Genomic DNA, 17,170 nt, shown 5'->3' on the forward strand with positions numbered 1-17,170 from the left:
TATTTAAGGTATGAAGTCTATATTACCAAATTTTAACGCGTTTTTCTGGTGCTATATACATTGCATCACCTTCTTTCACATCGAATGCTTCGTAGAATTCATTCATGTTTGAAAGCGAACCTAAAGCACGGAATTCACCTGGTGAATGAGGGTCTGTTGCTACGCGGTTACGCATTGATTTTTCAACAATTTTAGAACGCCAAATTTGAGCATAACCCATAAAGAAACGTTGATCACCCGTTAAGCCATCAATTACAGGTGCTTCTTTACCATTTAATGATGCTTTATACGCTTTATACGCAATAGTTACACCTGATAAATCACCAATATTTTCGCCTAAAGTTAATTCACCATTTACGTTTAAATCATCAAATACTTGATAAGCAGCATATTGATCTACTAAGGCCTTAGTGCGAGCAGCAAACTCTTTAAGGTCTTGTTCTGTCCACCAATTACGTAAGTTACCTTTGGCGTCATATTTACTACCTTGATCATCAAAACCATGACCCATTTCATGACCAATAACTGCACCAATACCACCGTAGTTTACGGCATCGTCAGCTTCCATATTAAAGAATGGTGCTTGTAAAATAGCGGCAGGAAAAACAATTTCGTTAGCCGGCGGATTATAATAAGCATTAACTGTTTGTGGTGTCATATGCCATTCCCATTTATGGATTGGGCCACCTAGTTTAGCGATTTCTTTATTATTTGATATTTTACGTGAGCGAATAACGTTACCTACTAAATCATCTGATTTAATAGTTAACGCTGAATAATCTTCCCATTGGTCAGGGTAGCCAATTTTAGGAGTGAAGGCCGCTAATTTTACATGGGCTGCTTTTTTCGTGTCGGCAGACATCCACGTTAGATCGTCAATACTTGAACCATAAGCATTACGTAAATTTTCTACTAATTCACTCATGCGAGCTTTAGCTTGAGGTGTAAAATGACGAGTTACGTACACTTTACCAATAACTTCACCTAAATTACCATTTACTACACTCACGCCACGTTTCCATTGCGGGCGTTGTTCTTCTCTACCACTAAGTTGCTTAGAGAAAAAGTCAAAATCTTCATTATCTAAGTCAGCAGTTAAATAACTTGCAAAAGCGCTTAATGTATTAAATGTTAAATATTGTTTCCAAACGTCGATAGAAGTTTGTTCGAATACTTCACCAAAGCCTTTAATAAAATCAGGTTGGTTAATAATAATATCTTTTTGTGTTGCAACCCCTTCAGCTGCTAAAAAAGCCTGCCAATTAAATTTATTGGTAAGGGTATCTAAGCTGCTTGTTGCTAGTTTGTTATATGTTTTTTCGCTGTCACGGTTTTGTACAGGAGTCCAGTGATGCTCAGCTAGGTTAGTTTCTAATTCCATGATATTTTTAGCAGCATCTTTTGCGTTGCTTAGACCTGCTAAGTTATACATATTTTCAATATGTGTAATATAGCCGCTACGTAATTTTACAAACCGTTCAGCATCATTAAAGTAGTAATCTCTATCTGGTAAATTTAAACCATTTTGCCAAATATGGGCGGCGTAGCTTGCAGAGTCTTTAGCGTCAATACTAATATATAAAGCTAGTGGGTTATTGATACCAACTGTTGAATAGGCACCAAAAAAGGTGGCTAAGTCATCTTTAGTTTCAATAGTGTTAATCGCAGACAAGATTGATTGAATAGGGGCGATACCGTCAGCATTACGCTTTTCGCTATCCATATAAGAGCGGAATAAATCAGCAACTTTTTGTTCGTCAGAGCCTACTTTTAAACCGCTCGTAGCTGCAAGTTCTTCAATAATAGCTTTTACATCTTCGTCTGCTTTATCACGTAAGTCGTAAAATGAACCGATTGCAGTTTTATCACCAGGAATTGTGTGACTCTTCATCCAACCGCCATTGATGTAGCGGTAAAAGTTATCTTGTGGACGTACACTTTTATCCATGTTTTTTTGTTCAATACCAGAAGCTAAGGCTGTTTTTTGTGGAGCTTCCATACTTTTTTGAACTTCAGATTGATTCATGTTGCTGTTGCTACAGCCACTTAGTATCAGTAAAGAAGTACAAACTGCGCCAGTTATAATTGCTTTCATTTATTAACTCTCATTTATGTTTTTAATAATCATGTTGTTCAATTTATATTGTAAAGTGGAAAATAAGTATCTGAAAAACATGCCTAACTAATACTACGAAAGAATTCGTTCAAACTCCAGTTCAGAACACATCTATTTACATAATAAATTTATGCTAAGTTTATAAACAATTTATGCAGATTATACTAGTGCCATTAGGGTGATTGGTGGGCTTTATAGGATAGAATACGAGTTTTATTCTTTCTGAGAGGTAAGTAGCTCAACAGCACATTGACACATTTCATCAATTTGGCTGGCATCACCATAAATACCGTCAATAACCAGTTGTGCTATTCCGTGTAAGGTTGCCCAAGCAACCTGTGCTAAACGTAGTGAATTATGTGACTTTGGTAATATGCCTTTTTGTTGCCAAAGTTGTGTCATTTCAACTTGATACTGAAAGCTAGGATAGGCAACATCAATAAGTTTTTGTGTTCCTTTTGAGCCGTTATTGCCTTTTGTTTCATTCGTTTTTTCTGTTTTTTTCCATAATGTACTGCCAAACATTAATCGATAAATCGCCGAGTTTTGTGTGGCAAAGCGTACATAAAAATGAACAAATGTATGATATTTTTCTTGATCGGTTAGCATATTATTATTAAATATTTCTTCTGCTTGAGCTTTCCAACTAATAAAGCCTTGTGCAGCGATAGCTGAGAGCAAGTCATTTTTATCTGTAAAGTGATGATATGCCGCGGTGCGTGATACACCAATACGTTCAGCGAGTTTTCTCAATGATAAGGTTTCAATACCATCTTCTGATATCATCGCTGTTGCGGTCGCAAGTAAGCTACTCTGTAAGTCACCATGATGATAAGTTGAATTTTTACTATCAATAGTTGGATTGTTTTTTTTCATCATTATTTAAGTTTCTATTGTGTGTGCTTTAAAAAGGTTACCGCTATAGTGTTTTTCTATGAGGAATAGCTACATTTGAAAAAATAATCCCCGCAACTAAGGACATAAAAATAAGGAATGTTTGCGAGCCTAAGTCAGTCACATCTAACATTTGCTTTCCTGAAACTAAGCTGTTGAGTCCAATATAAACTTTACTACCAGGGACTAACACAACCAGTCCCAGTAAGCGCACTATAGAAGAAGGTAAATTCATAATTCGAGAAAATAAATTACTATAAATTCCTAAGGCAAAAGCTCCAACAAAAGCTCCTAAAGCGACTCCTAGATAGCTAGTAGCCCAAATACTTACGCCAAAAGAAATGTAACCGGCAATCATACCCCATGGCGCATCTTTTAATCGTACTTTAAATAAAATAACTAATGAAATAGTCAGAGTCGTGACGGCTAACCATGACGTCCAAACAGGCATAGTTTCAGGAGGAATAAAGGTGACTTCTCCCCACATTAAATTACCTAATGCCATGCCCAAAACAGCGCCAAAATAAAGTTTGAACAGTACCATAGCACCATCCATTATACGTGCTGTCCCTGACATTAAGTGCCTTGCTGCTAATTCAGATAAGCCAACTGTTAACGATAAACCAGGAATAAAAGATATAATACTGGAAAGAATAACCATAGGTATATTAATACTAGGATCAAATATTGAAATCAAAGAGGCTAATAAGGAGGTTGTTAATGCCGCCATTGGCTCTAGCATTTCGGTGACACGACGTGAACGCTCAGCCCACATTACAAATGAGAAAACAACAAAACCTAATATAGTTGACCAGAAAACATCATGCCAACTTGTGTGCATTAACATTGCAAAAGCACCGCTTGAGGCACCAAAAGCTAAAAAAGTTAACAAAAAACCATACGGAGGGGGCTTTGAATTGACTTCTTTTAAACGTTCAATAGCTTCATCTAGCGTTCTTTCACCGCTGGTTAACTCGTCTACTAATTCATCAATACGTGCTAAAGACCCCAAATCTATTTCGCCAGGCGCCACGCGAACTAAGTGATTGTATTGATGCTCATCTTCCTCATCAGATAAAATAAAAGTTAATGCCGTAGGAGTAACCATAAATGAAGCACGAATATCTAAAAAGTGCGCAATGGAGAGTAAATTATCCTCTAAGCGATATGCTGTAGAGCCTAACTTGTGAAGAGCCTTCCCAAGTTGGATGATAAATCGACGTTTTTGATAAAAATCATCTGCAGGTGTCATATAATTAGAGTAATAAAGGTAAATAAAGCTTGTGTGCTATGTTAATGTATTTTTAGTAATTAGCAATTGTAAAATTTGAAGGATATATATGACTTTATTCATTATTCTTGCGTGTGTGTTTGGTGTTGTTGCACTTATGGTCATACTCGGAGAAAGATTTGGTAGCCCAATGAGTAATGAACAACAAGCCAGGTTTAGTAAAGTAAGTTGGATACTTGTTTTTATGATTTTAGTTGGCGCTATTATTAAAGAGATGCTTTAGCGCAGAACACACAACAACTACGTTTAGTTGTTGTGTTAATTTTATAAGAAGGAGAAAGCCGCGCTGCTTTTGTGATGAAATAAAAGGCGGGCTACCAATAATATAACTACTCGTTAAACTATTGTTGTTGCCATGCTGAAAATAAAGCCTTTGCTTTAGCTTTTTCCGTAAAAGGTTTATCAGTTGACAAGCTCTCTTTTAGATAGCTTAAGGCTTCTTTTCTTCTATCTAACTTATCTAACGTTAAGGCTAAGTGATACTTAATTTCAGCATTATTATAATCCAATATATTCGCCTGCCTAAGTAAAGATAATGCCTTATTATAGTTGCCTAAAGCTAGCTCAACTAATGCATTAGTATCTATAATATTTACATTGTCTGGCGATATTTTAAATGCACGCCGAGCTAAGTTATGTGCTTTTTCTATATTATTGACAGTTAAATTGGCTAAAGCTGCATTATTTAATAAGGCGATATTTTTAGGGTTATTAGCTAAGTGTTTATCATAAAAGTCTATTGATTTATCTAACTGACCACTACGTTTATAGTTTTCAGCAAGCGCTAGGGTTATTTCAAGATCGTTCGGGTTATTGCTGAGCCATAACGTAAGTAAGGTATCAATGTCAGCATACTGTTTCTGCGCTGTATACAAAGAGTATAGGCCTAATAAAGCAGGTTTATTCGGTTGTGCTTGATATGAATTCTGATAAAAGCCAAGGGCTTGTTTATTATCTTTGCTCATATAAATTGAGCCTTTAAATTGCTCGATTAAATAAACGGGGAATAATTGAGGATCTAACTTATTTACCAACGCAAGCGCAGTATTCTTTTCATTATCTTGATTATATAGCTGTATGAGTAGTTGGTATGCTTCAAATAGGCTCTTATCAATAGAGATAGCATGCTCTAAGCTTTTTTTAGCTAGATCTTTTTTACCCAAATAAGTGTACATTTTTGCTTGTTTAAATAAAACAGGAGGTTTGTTTTGCGTATGCTTTAACGCCAAATCCATTGCACTTATCGCTTTTTCATGCTGTCTGTTTTGAATATATAAGTTAGACGCTAATAAATGTATGTTGCTATTGTCATTGTGTGTATCTAAATAGTTATTCACAATATCGAGTGCTTTTGTTAACGCTTTATTTCTCTCATAATGCCTTACTATTTTTTCAAGTGCGATGACATTATCTTGATTTTGAGATAATGCTTTTTGATACCAAACCAGAGCTTCTGATATATTTTCAGCGTAATAGTGAATATCGCCTAACTCGACCATTAAATCACTGTTATTATTTTGCATTAATTGAGTTTTTATACGTTCAACGGCAATATCAATATTACCTTGTAACGCATCAATTCTAGCTAAGTGAATAACGGCCTGATTGTTATTATTATCGAGTGCGTACGCTTTTTCTAAAAACTGTTTAGCTTGAGGTAAATATCCTGATAAACCTAATAAGGTTGCGTGAATTTGATTAACACTAGAATTATTAGGGTAGTTTTTTATTAATACAGCGCTGATATTTAAACCGGCTTGAAGTTGATTGCTTTCTTGATAGGCTCTCGCTAACAAAAGTAATAATTCAAAATTTAAGTCGTCGTTAGTTTCATTGCGAATGGTTGAATCTTCATCAAGTACTTCACTTAATACTGTGACTATTTTTGTGTAATCACCTTTTAACAGTAATAACTTTGCTAAATCTATACGCGGTTGCAATTCATTAGGAAATGCAGTCATCACTTTATCAAAATAAAATTCTGCTTCATTTATATTTCCTGTCATTAAGTTAGCTTGGCCTAGCAATGCCCATGATTCGCGGTCGTTATCATCGTTCAAATAAGCTTTCACTAGATACTTACGGGCAACATAACTATTACCTAAAGCAAGTTCGGTACGCGCAAGTAGCTTTAATACCTGAGGATCATTAGGGGCTATTTTATTATATTTAATAAAGGCTTTTTCCGCGGCTTCCATAGCATTGTTTTGAAAGCTTATTAATCCTTTTAAAAAGTAATAAATGGGTTGTTCATCCATCACTTCCTCAGGAATAGCCATCATAACGGTATCTAAACGTTTTTTTATTTCTATCGTTAATTGCGATTGCTCACTTGCTTGAGCTGATAATAACTTAATATAATTGGCAATAGGTTCATTAGGTAGAACCTCAACAATTTTATCAATATCGGATATTGCTGAATCATGTTTTTGCATATTCATTAATAAAGTAGCTCGAACTAATAAAGCTGAATAATTATTAGGCTCATAAGTTAATAGCTGTGTTATATACTCTAAAGCTAACTTATCCTTTTTAAGTTGCTTATAAGTTATGGCTCCCATTAACAGTGCCTGGATATTATTTGGGTCAATTGTTAATGTATGATTAATTAATTCAATTGCTTCATCAAAGTTGAGCTCTTTTAAAGCCACCTTAGTTTTGCCAATAAAAGCCTCGGTATTATAAGGACTTAACTTTAGCGCTTTATTGAATTTATTTCGTGCTTCCTTGAGTTGATTGTCACCTGTTAACGCAAAACCATGAAAGGTTAACATTGTACTTTGATAGGTATCACTGGTTTGTGGCTCTATAGGTAAACTTAAAACTTGATCGAATTTATTTTGTAGCAAATAAGCCTTAGCGTATAAAGGGGCCAATAAACGAATAGCAGCGCCTTCTTGTTTAGAAAAATTAAGCTCTATCTCGGCTAATGCCCCTTTACCTTGAGCTAATAAATTTTCAGCCATTAGTACACGAGAAGGTAAATGCGAACTATCAATTGATAATATATTTTTAAGGTGGATAATTGATGTTGCATAATCACCATCATGAAAGCTTGTTAACGCATCTTCATAAGTTTTTGGATCGACGCTAGCATAACTAAGTGGGGAAAGCAGACTACTAAATACAACGATTAATAAGTTTCGTTTATATAATAAAAAAAAGTTACGTTTAATTAACTTCATAGGTTTCAATATTAGCTGTTTTAATGAGGTCAAAATATTTCCTTTATTTTAAATGTAGTCATAGTTATTTTATATCTAAAGCTAAGATCTAAAACGGAGCTAAAAAGCTCCGTTTTATTATCTAACGAGTTAACATAAAAAATCAAACGTTTAACTTTTTACGTTGATAGATCAAGCCAGTCATTGCAAGCAGCATAAGTACTATTGAGCTCGGCTCAGGTACTTGAGTGACAGGTCTTCCAGCTGAAGGGGCAGGAACTGTAACATCAACATTAGTCGCTAAATGTATTTCTGCATTAGTGATTAATGATAAAACACCTACAGCGCCATCAATATTCCCACCTGTTTGAGTAACTGTTGCATAAGGGGCTAGTAAAGCACCAACAAAATTTTGAGCGTTTAATGTAATGACTTCGGCTTCATAGAAATTCCAAATGATTTTAGAGCCAAATTTATTCTTATCAAAATTCATATTTGAATTATTTAACATTGATACATCATTTCCAGGTACATTAATGACAATATAAGCAAGATCATTTGCATTGTCTCCCGTCATACTTAGACTCAGATTGTTTAAATCAAATATATTCGTAGAGCCATCTAATGTAAATACTGCAATATCATTGTCAGTATTCAATCCTTTATCAATTGCAAATGTTTTGTTATTTCCATTTGTCTCTATTTTACTATTAGCGGCTAGCGAAGAAAAATATGCAGAAGAATTTTCTAACTGAGCTTTGTAATCTGCTTTAATTGCATCTAAACCTGTTGTTAACTTAACGTTATCGATCTTTGAATCTATTAATGTACTATTAATGAGCACTTGATTAGAATTTATTGCTGCCGTTACGATGTTTTTTTCCGAGCTTAATACGGTATCATGTACATAAACACCAACTTGTGCGTTTATTGAACCCGCAACAGTTAATGCAGTAATGTCTGAACGTGAATTTTGGTCTAGTCTTTGACCGAAATCACTTTTTAGACCTGTATAGTTACCACCGACAAAAGTCTTACCGTCAACATGCGTCCCCCCGAGACCTTCAAAGTCCTCAATAGTGATTACATTATATTCATTCAGGATAAACTCACTCGCATTTGCCGTTACTGAGGCTAAAAGGAATAAACCTGAAAGTATAGAAATAAATTTTTTCATAACAACCTACTTTTCATATAAAGCGTAATTAATAAAATAAGCATTACGCTAGAACTAATATATATCTAAATTTAACTACTAGATAAAATGATTTACGATAATAAGCATTAGGCACAAATCAAGCCAAGATATAAAACTATAGTGTTATTAGGGCTGTACAAATGTTTTTTATGTGTCATCTTATTTATTTGTAAATATAACTGACAGTGATAACGTAAATATTATCAACTTATATTACCATTATAAGCTTAGTATAGCTCAATAGGAAATAAATGTAGATTAAAGCTTTATTTTTTATATTAGGAATATAACTGGGCCTAGCGATAAATTAACTAGGTAAGTTTTCCACTTTTTCACCATTAAAAAATAATCCATTTTGTTGAGTGTATAAGTAAAAATCACTTGCTGTCATTGGTCTTGCAAAATAATAACCTTGAAACTCTTCTGAGCCCATATCAGCTAGTGAAGCTATATACTCTCTTTTTTCTATACCTTCAGATACGCATTTTATATTAAGTGAGCGACACATAGCATGAACAGCTTTTACTAAATTATAGTGTCGTTTTGACGTAGTAATCATATTCGTTAATGATCTGTCTAACTTTAATTTATTGATTGGGTAATCAGCTAATCGCGCTATATTTGAATAACCAGTACCAAAATCATCAATAGATATAATAAATCCCCAAGATTGAAGACTTTGAATAATTTTAAGGGCATTAGTGTTGTTTTCTTCTAACGCTGTTTCTGTTATTTCTAATTCAATTTGATCGGGCTTAACATTGAAGTCGGCTAAATAGCGTATTAAATTTGAGACAAAATCTTTTTGGTTAAAATCAAAAGGTGATAAGTTAATTGCAATTGGCACTACATCGAACCCACTTTGATTCCACTTTTGTATTTGCGCGCATACTTTTTGGATGATTAAATTGGTTAACGGGCAAATTAATCTATATTCTTCTGCTACAGGAATAAAAGTATCAGGAGGCACAACACCAAGTACAGGACTATTCCATCTAGCAAGTGCTTCTAAACCAATACAAAGACCATCTTTAGTGACTTTGGGTTGATAATAGACATCAAGTGCTGCTGATTGAATTGCTTCATCGAGTAACATTGAAATTTCATGTTTTTTCAAAAATAGCTGCGAGCTTTCTTGGTTGTAATAGCTAAAAACGTTAATATTGTCTGCACTTTTTAACGCTTCTTGTGCATTGGCAATAACTTTAGCACTAGAATTATTCTCTTGAGAAAATTGCGCAATACCAAATAAATAAGACTGGGTAAACGTACTATTAAATAGGGTGTACTCTGCATCTAATGTTTTTTTTATACGAGATAATAATTTTTCTAACTCTTCTACATTTGGCGTATTAATTAAAAAAACAAGTTTCCCTAACCCTGCATCTGAACATAGCAGGATTTCTTTAATATTATCGGTAATACGTTTATATGCCGCGATAGTAAGTGTGCGAAAATCGGATTCGCCAAACTTTAAATTTACATAATCATTATTGGCACTTTGAATAACAATAATATAAAAACCTGCAGATTTTTTAATAGCTAAACTTTCGCATTGGCGTTCAAACCAGTCTTTATTTGGTAAATTGGTTTGTGAATCGGTATAGCGTAAACGCTTATATTTTTCTTCTATTGAAATTAAATTTTTCTTTATTTTTTGCTCTTGTGTACAGTCTGAAAATTCATACACCGTGTAGGTTGAGTTGACCACATTTTGTTTAGTGACTCGATGATATGAATCTTTAATTTGTATTAATTGGTCTTTGTGGTCGTTGCTTGTTAATTTAGGTAATAAAGTTGATAGATGTTCATTCGTAGTCTGGGTGTTTAACTCTATAGTAAATAAAATTTTAGCTTGTTCATTAAGATCGATAATCTCGCCTTTTTCGCTAAGAATAACTTTAGGCTTATAATAATGAGAAAAGAAAGTTCTATAGAGTTCATTTTTGGCGGTTAAGTGAGTATTCGAGTCTTGAATTGATTGATTTAAGCGTTTAGCAGCGACACTGGTACGGGCCACAGCAAGCGGTATACAAATATTATAAAAGGCGAAGATAACGCCCATTATATACCAGTTTGTATTGGGTAATTGCTCAGGTGGGCTGAAAAGTATTGATAAATCAACATTGTAAATAATCATGAAAAAAGGTGCTAAATTTAACAACGCATAACATATTGCTGATCGGTAACCCAGCAATATCAGTGCAATAGTAGGGCAAGCGAACATATACATTGAACCTACTTTGGCAAGTTCAAGATCCGTGATAAATAAATTTATTGCTAAACTCGCTAATACCGTCGTAATCAAAAAAAAGTGAGCACAGAATTTATAATATTTATAGCTAGCGATTAACAACGTAATGACAATTGAGAAGAATGAAACCGAGAGGATGATGATATGTATTAAACTGAGTTGTACCGCTGGGCCGAAGGTATGACACACAACGGCCAAACATACTAACATAACGGTAGATAGAATAATTCTCAGTGCGCTTATTCGCCAATTTGGTATTTTATTATTTGTATCATCATTATCCGTTAACAAAAAAAAATTAAGAATACTCGATTTATATTGTAACAACACTTAATTCCACCTACATCCATGATATAAATAATCAATTATTATAGTACCTTAATGAAAGTTTAATCATATTTCTAGTGTTAAATATTAATTCATGTCAGTAGGGCAACTATATGGACATATTTTCTTAAGAAGGTTCTATTTTAAATCGATTCTTTGTTCGTTTATTCGCCTAAGTCTATACAAGTTTTATTGGAAAATTCGTGGTTTCGAGTACTCATAAGTACACTGTTATTTTGTCATCTTTAATAGTGAAATGGTAATGGCTGTAAAACGGCTCAAGACTAAATTACAAATGCGATTATTATTGCTGTTACACCTAAAACACTATATTCAGGCATGCCACTCGGTAGTTTTGACATAAGTAAGAAACAAACAAAAGCTATAGCAAATAATATGGCACTGCCAATAAATACTCCAATTAATTCATGACCCATAATTAATCCTACAATAGCCAAAGGAATACTAAACAATAATGCTGAAAAATAAGGCTCTTTTTTTACTAAATATAGTTTATATGAAAGAGCTAACATTAACAGTTTGAAAATAAAAAAGAGCATGGGGGTACCTTAAGATAAATAGTGATAATAAAACGGCTAACGAATACTAATGTCAGTAAATTCTTGCTTAATTGCGTTAGTTAAAATAATACATATCGCGTTGTTTTCAATCTCAATAGCTAGCTATTACTTAATTGATAGCGGTACTCTGGTTTATTTTACTATTTACAATAAGCTTACAACTTTAATGAAACGAGTATCGAAGTATATGAACCTTGGATAAAGTAAGCGAAGCTGAAGAAAATAACAATTATTACTTGCTATAAATAAGTGAAGGGTAACTAGATATTTGTTGTTTTGGGGCGTTTTGAAACAAAAAAGCCCCTAATCATGACGATTAGAGGCTTCAATTCTAAAGAGTTAATGTCTAAACGTTAACTCTTTAGCTATTACTTATTAACCATTACTAACATCTTCAAATTCAGCATCAATGATGTCATCATCTTTAGCACTGTCATTGGCCGCATGTTCTTGATACTGCTCTCCTTGTGGTTGTGACTTCTGTTGCGCTTGTTCTGCTTGCATCATATTACTGTAAGCATCTTGTAATGCTTTTTGTCGCATTTCAATCGCAGATTTATCATTACCATTCACAGACATTTTCAATTGCTCAATTAACGATTTAAGCTCATCTTGTTGCTCTTGTGCCAAGGATGTCATTGATGTTTCTACTGTATGAATCAATTGATCCGCTTGGTTACGTTGCTCAACTAGTTCGCGCTTTTGTTTATCTTCCGTTGCGTGTTGCTCTGCATCTTCAACCATGCGATTAATTTCATCTTCTGTTAAGCCACTTGATGCAGTAATTTTAATACTTTGTTCTTTGCCAGTTGCCTTGTCTTTCGCTGACACATTTAAAATACCATCAGCATCAATATCAAACGTTACTTCAACCTGCACCGAACCGCGCGGACCTTGAGCTATATCGCTTAAGTTGAATTGTCCAAGCGACTTATTATCTGTCGCCATTTCACGCTGTCCTTGTAGAACATGTACTGTTACTGCAGCTTGGTTGTCTTCAGCAGTAGAAAAAACTTCAGAAGCCCGTGTTGGTATCGTAGTATTTTTATCAATGAGTTTAGTCATTACACCACCCAAAGTTTCTATACCTAATGATAATGGCGTTACATCCAGTAATAATACATCACCCACGGTTCCAGATAACACTCCGCCTTGAATAGCTGCACCCATGGCAACGGCTTCATCCGGGTTTACATCTTTACGTGGCTCTTTACCAAAGAAAGCTTGAACAGCTTCCTGTACTTTTGGCATACGTGTTTGACCACCAACCAATATAACTTCACTAATATCAGCTTTACTTACACCGGCATCTTTTAATGCTTGCTCACATGGAGCAATGGTACTTTTTATCAAATCATCTACTAATGACTCTAACTTGGCGCGAGTAACCTGTACATTTAAATGTTTAGGGCCACTAGCATCAGCAGTGACATAAGGTAAGTTTACGTCGGTTTGTAATGCAGACGATAACTCTATTTTCGCTTTTTCAGCTGCTTCTTTAATACGTTGTAATGCTAAAGAGTCATTGTGAATATCAATGCCAGTGTCTTTTTTGAATTCATCAGCAAGATAATTAATAAGGCGTAAATCAAAATCTTCACCACCTAAAAAGGTATTACCATTGGTTGCTAACACTTCAAATTGTTTTTCTCCGTCCACATTGCTGATTTCAATGATAGAAATATCAAAAGTTCCGCCACCTAAATCGTAAACCACGATGTTTTGATCGTTTTTACTTTTTTTATCGACCCCATAAGCTAAGGCCGCAGCTGTTGGTTCATTAATAATACGTTTAACATCAAGTCCTGCAATTTTACCTGCATCTTTTGTTGCTTGGCGTTGAGAATCATTAAAATAGGCTGGTACAGTAATCACTGCTTCAGTGACTGTTTCACCTAAATAGGCCTCAGCATCTTTTTTCAATTTACGTAAAAGCTGAGCTGAGACTTCTTGTGGTGACATGGATTTGCCATTCACTTCAACCCAGGCATCACCGTTATCTGCTTTTACAATTTTATAAGGTGCTAGCTTAATATCTTTTTGCACTTCTTTGTCATCAAATTTACGACCAATTAATCGCTTAATAGCAAATAATGTGTTCTCAGCGTTTGTCACTGATTGTCTTTTTGCTGGGTGACCTGCTAGTGTTTCATTGTTTGCATACGCGATAATCGATGGTGTAGTGCGACTACCTTCTGCATTCTCAATAATTTTTGCAACACCACCTTCCATCACTGATACACATGAGTTTGTCGTACCTAAATCTATACCTATAATCTTAGTCATAATAACCACCTATACTTAAAAAGGGTTTAATCAAAAAGGTCTTATGCTGTATGGCAATGTTCTGTTAGCAGCTAGACCACATAAACAACCTTGGCTGTTTGTTAGTGGGGTTATAATACGTGAGTTGAGGAAGTGCTACTGTCACAAATGTGACAGTAATGATAATTTTTTGGAATGTCATAAAAATGTGAGTTGAGAGCTACTTAATACATCACTGATAAAAGTTAATTAATATATCGACAAAAATATGAGTAACGTTATATCATATCATTTATGCCGAGACTTACATTACATTCACTGAGAAGCCAAACAACACTATTAAAATATATATTAGTGTTTGTTGTGTTATTCAGTGCTTTTTCTGCTTGGCACGACACATCTCATGTCTTAAACACAGCTCAAGAATGTGAGCTGTGTTCTAGCTCTCTTGATTTAGAACATTCTATACCTACTAAAATAAGTCTCTTTGAGTCAGATGTTCATTCTTTTTCTTTAATAAAGTTAAGTAGTTGGCACCTTTATAGCGTATTTATTGGTCATGCCGGCAATAGGGATCCGCCAGTTGTTATTTTTTAATTAACCAGTTAAACGTATTTTATGCTCGTTATTTAATGATAACGAGAGAGTTTTATTGTGTATTTTTAGAGATAACAACATGAAAAATAATTATTCACCTATAGTGCTAGCCTTATTAACAGCAATGAGCAGCACTGCTTTTGCTGCCGACAAAAACATTCAAAAAGATGAAAACGATATTGAGCGAGTGTTAATTACCGCTTCTCCGTTAAAGCGCACCGTGCTTGAATCAAGCACACCGGTAACAATTTTAAGTGGCGAAGCATTAGATCAAAATCAAGCGGCAACGTTAGGCGAAACCCTAAAAAATGTACCCGGTGTACATAGTTCGTATTTTGGACCGGTTGCAAGTAGCCCAATTATTCGTGGTTTAGATGGGCCACGAATTAAAGTTGTTCAAAATGGTCTAGGTGCTTCGGATGCATCACGTGTAGGTCCCGACCATCAAGTTTCAACGGAAACTTCTACTGCGACTCAAATTGAAGTGTTAAGAGGCCCGGCGACGCTTTTATACGGAAGTGGTGCTATTGGCGGCGTAGTAAATGTGGTTGATAATCGTTTGCCTACACAAAGGCAAGATGGCGTAAACGGTGAAGTATTTGCACAATACAATAATGTTGCCGATGCTAGCACTGTTTCAACAGATTTAAATGCTGGCTCGGGTGATTTTGCTTTTCATGTTGATGGCTATACTCGCGAAACCGATGATTATAAAATACCAGTACCTGCAAATATAGATGAGGAAGGCGGCAGCACTACACTTGCTAACTCAGCTATTGATGCCAGCGGTTATAACTTGGGAGCAGGCTGGATAACTGATGATACCAGAGTTGCTTTTGCGTATGGCCATATGGACTCTGAATACGGTTTACCGGGTGAAGAGGGGGTGTTTATAAAGCTAAATCAAGACCGCTACCAAGGAGTCGTTGACTGGAATAACCTAGCTGGTTTTATTAAAGCGGTACATTGGCAAAATGCCTATACAGACTATGAACATTCTGAAATTGAAGGCACTGAAATTGGTACTACTTTTAAAAACGAAAGTATAGAGTCGAGATTATGGGCTGAACATGCACCTGTTTATGGTTGGAAAGGGGTTGTTGGTTTACATTATAACAAAAGTGATTTTGAAGCGATTGGTGAGGAAGCCTTTACCCCACCAACTAAAACAGACAGTGTAGCCGCATTTTTAATGGAAGAGAAAGAGGTAGGCCAACTGTTATGGCAGCTGGGTACACGTATTGAGCAATCGACTCATAATGTAAATAATGATTTTTTTGCCGATCTTAGTGCGTCTAACGATATCTCGTTCGATGATAAAGATTATACCGCGGTGTCAGGCTCTGCAGGGGTTGTTTGGAGTATTAACGATAAACACTCCTTAGCCTTTAATTATGCATACTCACAACGAGCGCCATCGTCTTCAGAAATATATGCCTATGGTCCTCATATCGGCTCAGGCACTTATGAAATCGGCGGTGGATTTGAGCTTAATAACGACAGTGGTCAATACAATGTTGTTCAATCAGATGAAAGCATGGAGAAAGAGGCTTCAAATAATATAGATCTTACGTATCGCTATAATGCCGACACATGGAATGCTAATTTTAGTGTGTTTAATAATGATATTAATAATTATATTTTTGAAGACGTTACAGGTTTAGTGATTAGTGATGGGGCCTTTATAACTTCTACTGTCTATGAAGACCAAGTAGCTATGTCAGGTGAGTCAGACGAAGAAACTGATGGTTTACCTGTGGTTTTGTTTGCACAGCAAAACGCACGCTTATACGGCTATGAAGCGCAAGTTGATTGGCATTTAAACGATGACTGGCGCTTAGAAGTATTTACTGATTATACCCGCGCTAAATTAGATTCAGGTGGCAACGTACCAAGGATACCACCAATGAGATTTGGTTCATCGGTTCATTATGAGTATGGCAATTGGCATACCGAAGTTGAAGTTATTCGTAACAGCAAGCAAGATAAAATAGCGGAAAACGAAACGCAAACGTCAGGCTATACAATGCTATCTGTCTCAGCTAATTACTATCTTGATTTAGGCGATGTGGATATGACTATTTACATTAAAGGCGATAATTTAACAGATGAAGAAGGACGGGTACATTCTTCATACTTAAAAGACGAAGCACCTTTACCTGGACGATCAGTTAGTTTAGGTGTGAGAGCGCGTTTTTAATTTATAATAAAGCATAAAGGGGTCAGTGATACATGAATATAGAAATCATTGTTAAGTGTCACTGACCCCCTTAAATTAAAGTGAGTAAAGTGCTAGTAGTGGGCATTAGAACGTTGAGCAAAATTTAATCTGTGAAATCTGTTTTTATTTTGAGTCTTATTAGATTGATTTTAAAAGTTTCTTATCTGACATCTATTCTTCATTTTACTCGGTGTAATAACTTTTGATGGAAGCATATAGCCGGAATTCTTGTATATTTTTCTTTTAGAATCTAACCGTTTCT

11 protein-coding genes are annotated in these 17,170 nt (G+C 35.1%); 3 read left to right on the forward strand and 8 right to left on the reverse strand.

Annotated elements, in window-relative coordinates; genetic code table 11:
* Positions 1-22: 22 nt before the first annotated feature.
* The 3 genes from Q4503_RS02395 to Q4503_RS02405 all read right to left on the reverse strand — a co-directional run bounded on the left by Q4503_RS02395 (position 23) and on the right by Q4503_RS02405 (position 4,262).
* Positions 23-2,095: a M13 family metallopeptidase gene (locus tag Q4503_RS02395; RefSeq protein WP_303601288.1), complete on the reverse strand. Its 2,073-nt coding sequence runs from the start codon at positions 2,093-2,095 to the stop codon at positions 23-25.
* Between the two features lie 234 nt (positions 2,096-2,329).
* Positions 2,330-2,992 (reverse strand): TetR/AcrR family transcriptional regulator, encoded by a 663-nt coding sequence (locus Q4503_RS02400; RefSeq protein ID WP_215973622.1) that lies wholly within the window; start codon positions 2,990-2,992, stop codon positions 2,330-2,332.
* 43 nt (positions 2,993-3,035) lie between these two features.
* Positions 3,036-4,262 (reverse strand): threonine/serine exporter ThrE family protein, encoded by a 1,227-nt coding sequence (locus Q4503_RS02405; RefSeq protein ID WP_215973511.1) that lies wholly within the window; start codon positions 4,260-4,262, stop codon positions 3,036-3,038.
* 88 nt (positions 4,263-4,350) lie between these two features.
* Between Q4503_RS02405 and Q4503_RS02410 the strand changes: the two genes are divergently transcribed.
* Entirely contained in the window at positions 4,351-4,524 is a 174-nt protein-coding gene (locus Q4503_RS02410) for a hypothetical protein (protein WP_215973512.1), read from the forward strand.
* A gap of 118 nt (positions 4,525-4,642) precedes the next feature.
* On the opposite strand, the gene prsT is transcribed toward Q4503_RS02410, so the two are convergent.
* From prsT to dnaK, 5 genes are all read right to left on the reverse strand, one after another.
* Positions 4,643-7,519: an XrtA/PEP-CTERM system TPR-repeat protein PrsT gene (gene prsT / locus Q4503_RS02415; protein ID WP_303601289.1), complete on the reverse strand. Its 2,877-nt coding sequence runs from the start codon at positions 7,517-7,519 to the stop codon at positions 4,643-4,645.
* Positions 7,520-7,628: 109 nt separating this feature from the next.
* Entirely contained in the window at positions 7,629-8,642 is a 1,014-nt protein-coding gene (locus Q4503_RS02420) for a collagen-binding domain-containing protein (protein ID WP_303601290.1), read from the reverse strand.
* Positions 8,643-8,970: 328 nt separating this feature from the next.
* Complete coding sequence (locus Q4503_RS02425; protein ID WP_368411053.1) at positions 8,971-11,247, reverse strand: putative bifunctional diguanylate cyclase/phosphodiesterase; 2,277 nt, start codon at positions 11,245-11,247, stop codon at positions 8,971-8,973.
* Positions 11,248-11,528: 281 nt separating this feature from the next.
* Positions 11,529-11,804 (reverse strand): hypothetical protein, encoded by a 276-nt coding sequence (locus tag Q4503_RS02430; protein ID WP_215973515.1) that lies wholly within the window; start codon positions 11,802-11,804, stop codon positions 11,529-11,531.
* 396 nt (positions 11,805-12,200) lie between these two features.
* On the reverse strand, positions 12,201-14,111 hold the full coding sequence (gene dnaK / locus Q4503_RS02435) for a molecular chaperone DnaK (RefSeq protein ID WP_215973516.1): 1,911 nt from the start codon (positions 14,109-14,111) through the stop codon (positions 12,201-12,203).
* A 273-nt stretch (positions 14,112-14,384) separates the two neighbouring features.
* Here dnaK and Q4503_RS02440 point away from each other — a divergent pair, with 273 nt between their 5' ends.
* Positions 14,385-14,687, forward strand: coding sequence for a hypothetical protein (locus tag Q4503_RS02440; RefSeq protein ID WP_215973517.1), 303 nt, complete (start codon positions 14,385-14,387; stop codon positions 14,685-14,687).
* 79 nt (positions 14,688-14,766) lie between these two features.
* Positions 14,767-16,887 carry a TonB-dependent receptor gene (locus Q4503_RS02445; protein ID WP_303601291.1) on the forward strand — a complete coding sequence of 707 codons (2,121 nt, stop codon included), beginning with the start codon at positions 14,767-14,769 and terminating at the stop codon, positions 16,885-16,887.
* Positions 16,888-17,170: the final 283 nt, after the last annotated feature.

Source organism: Colwellia sp. 6_MG-2023, from assembly GCF_030547765.1.
GTDB lineage: Bacteria > Pseudomonadota > Gammaproteobacteria > Enterobacterales > Alteromonadaceae > Colwellia.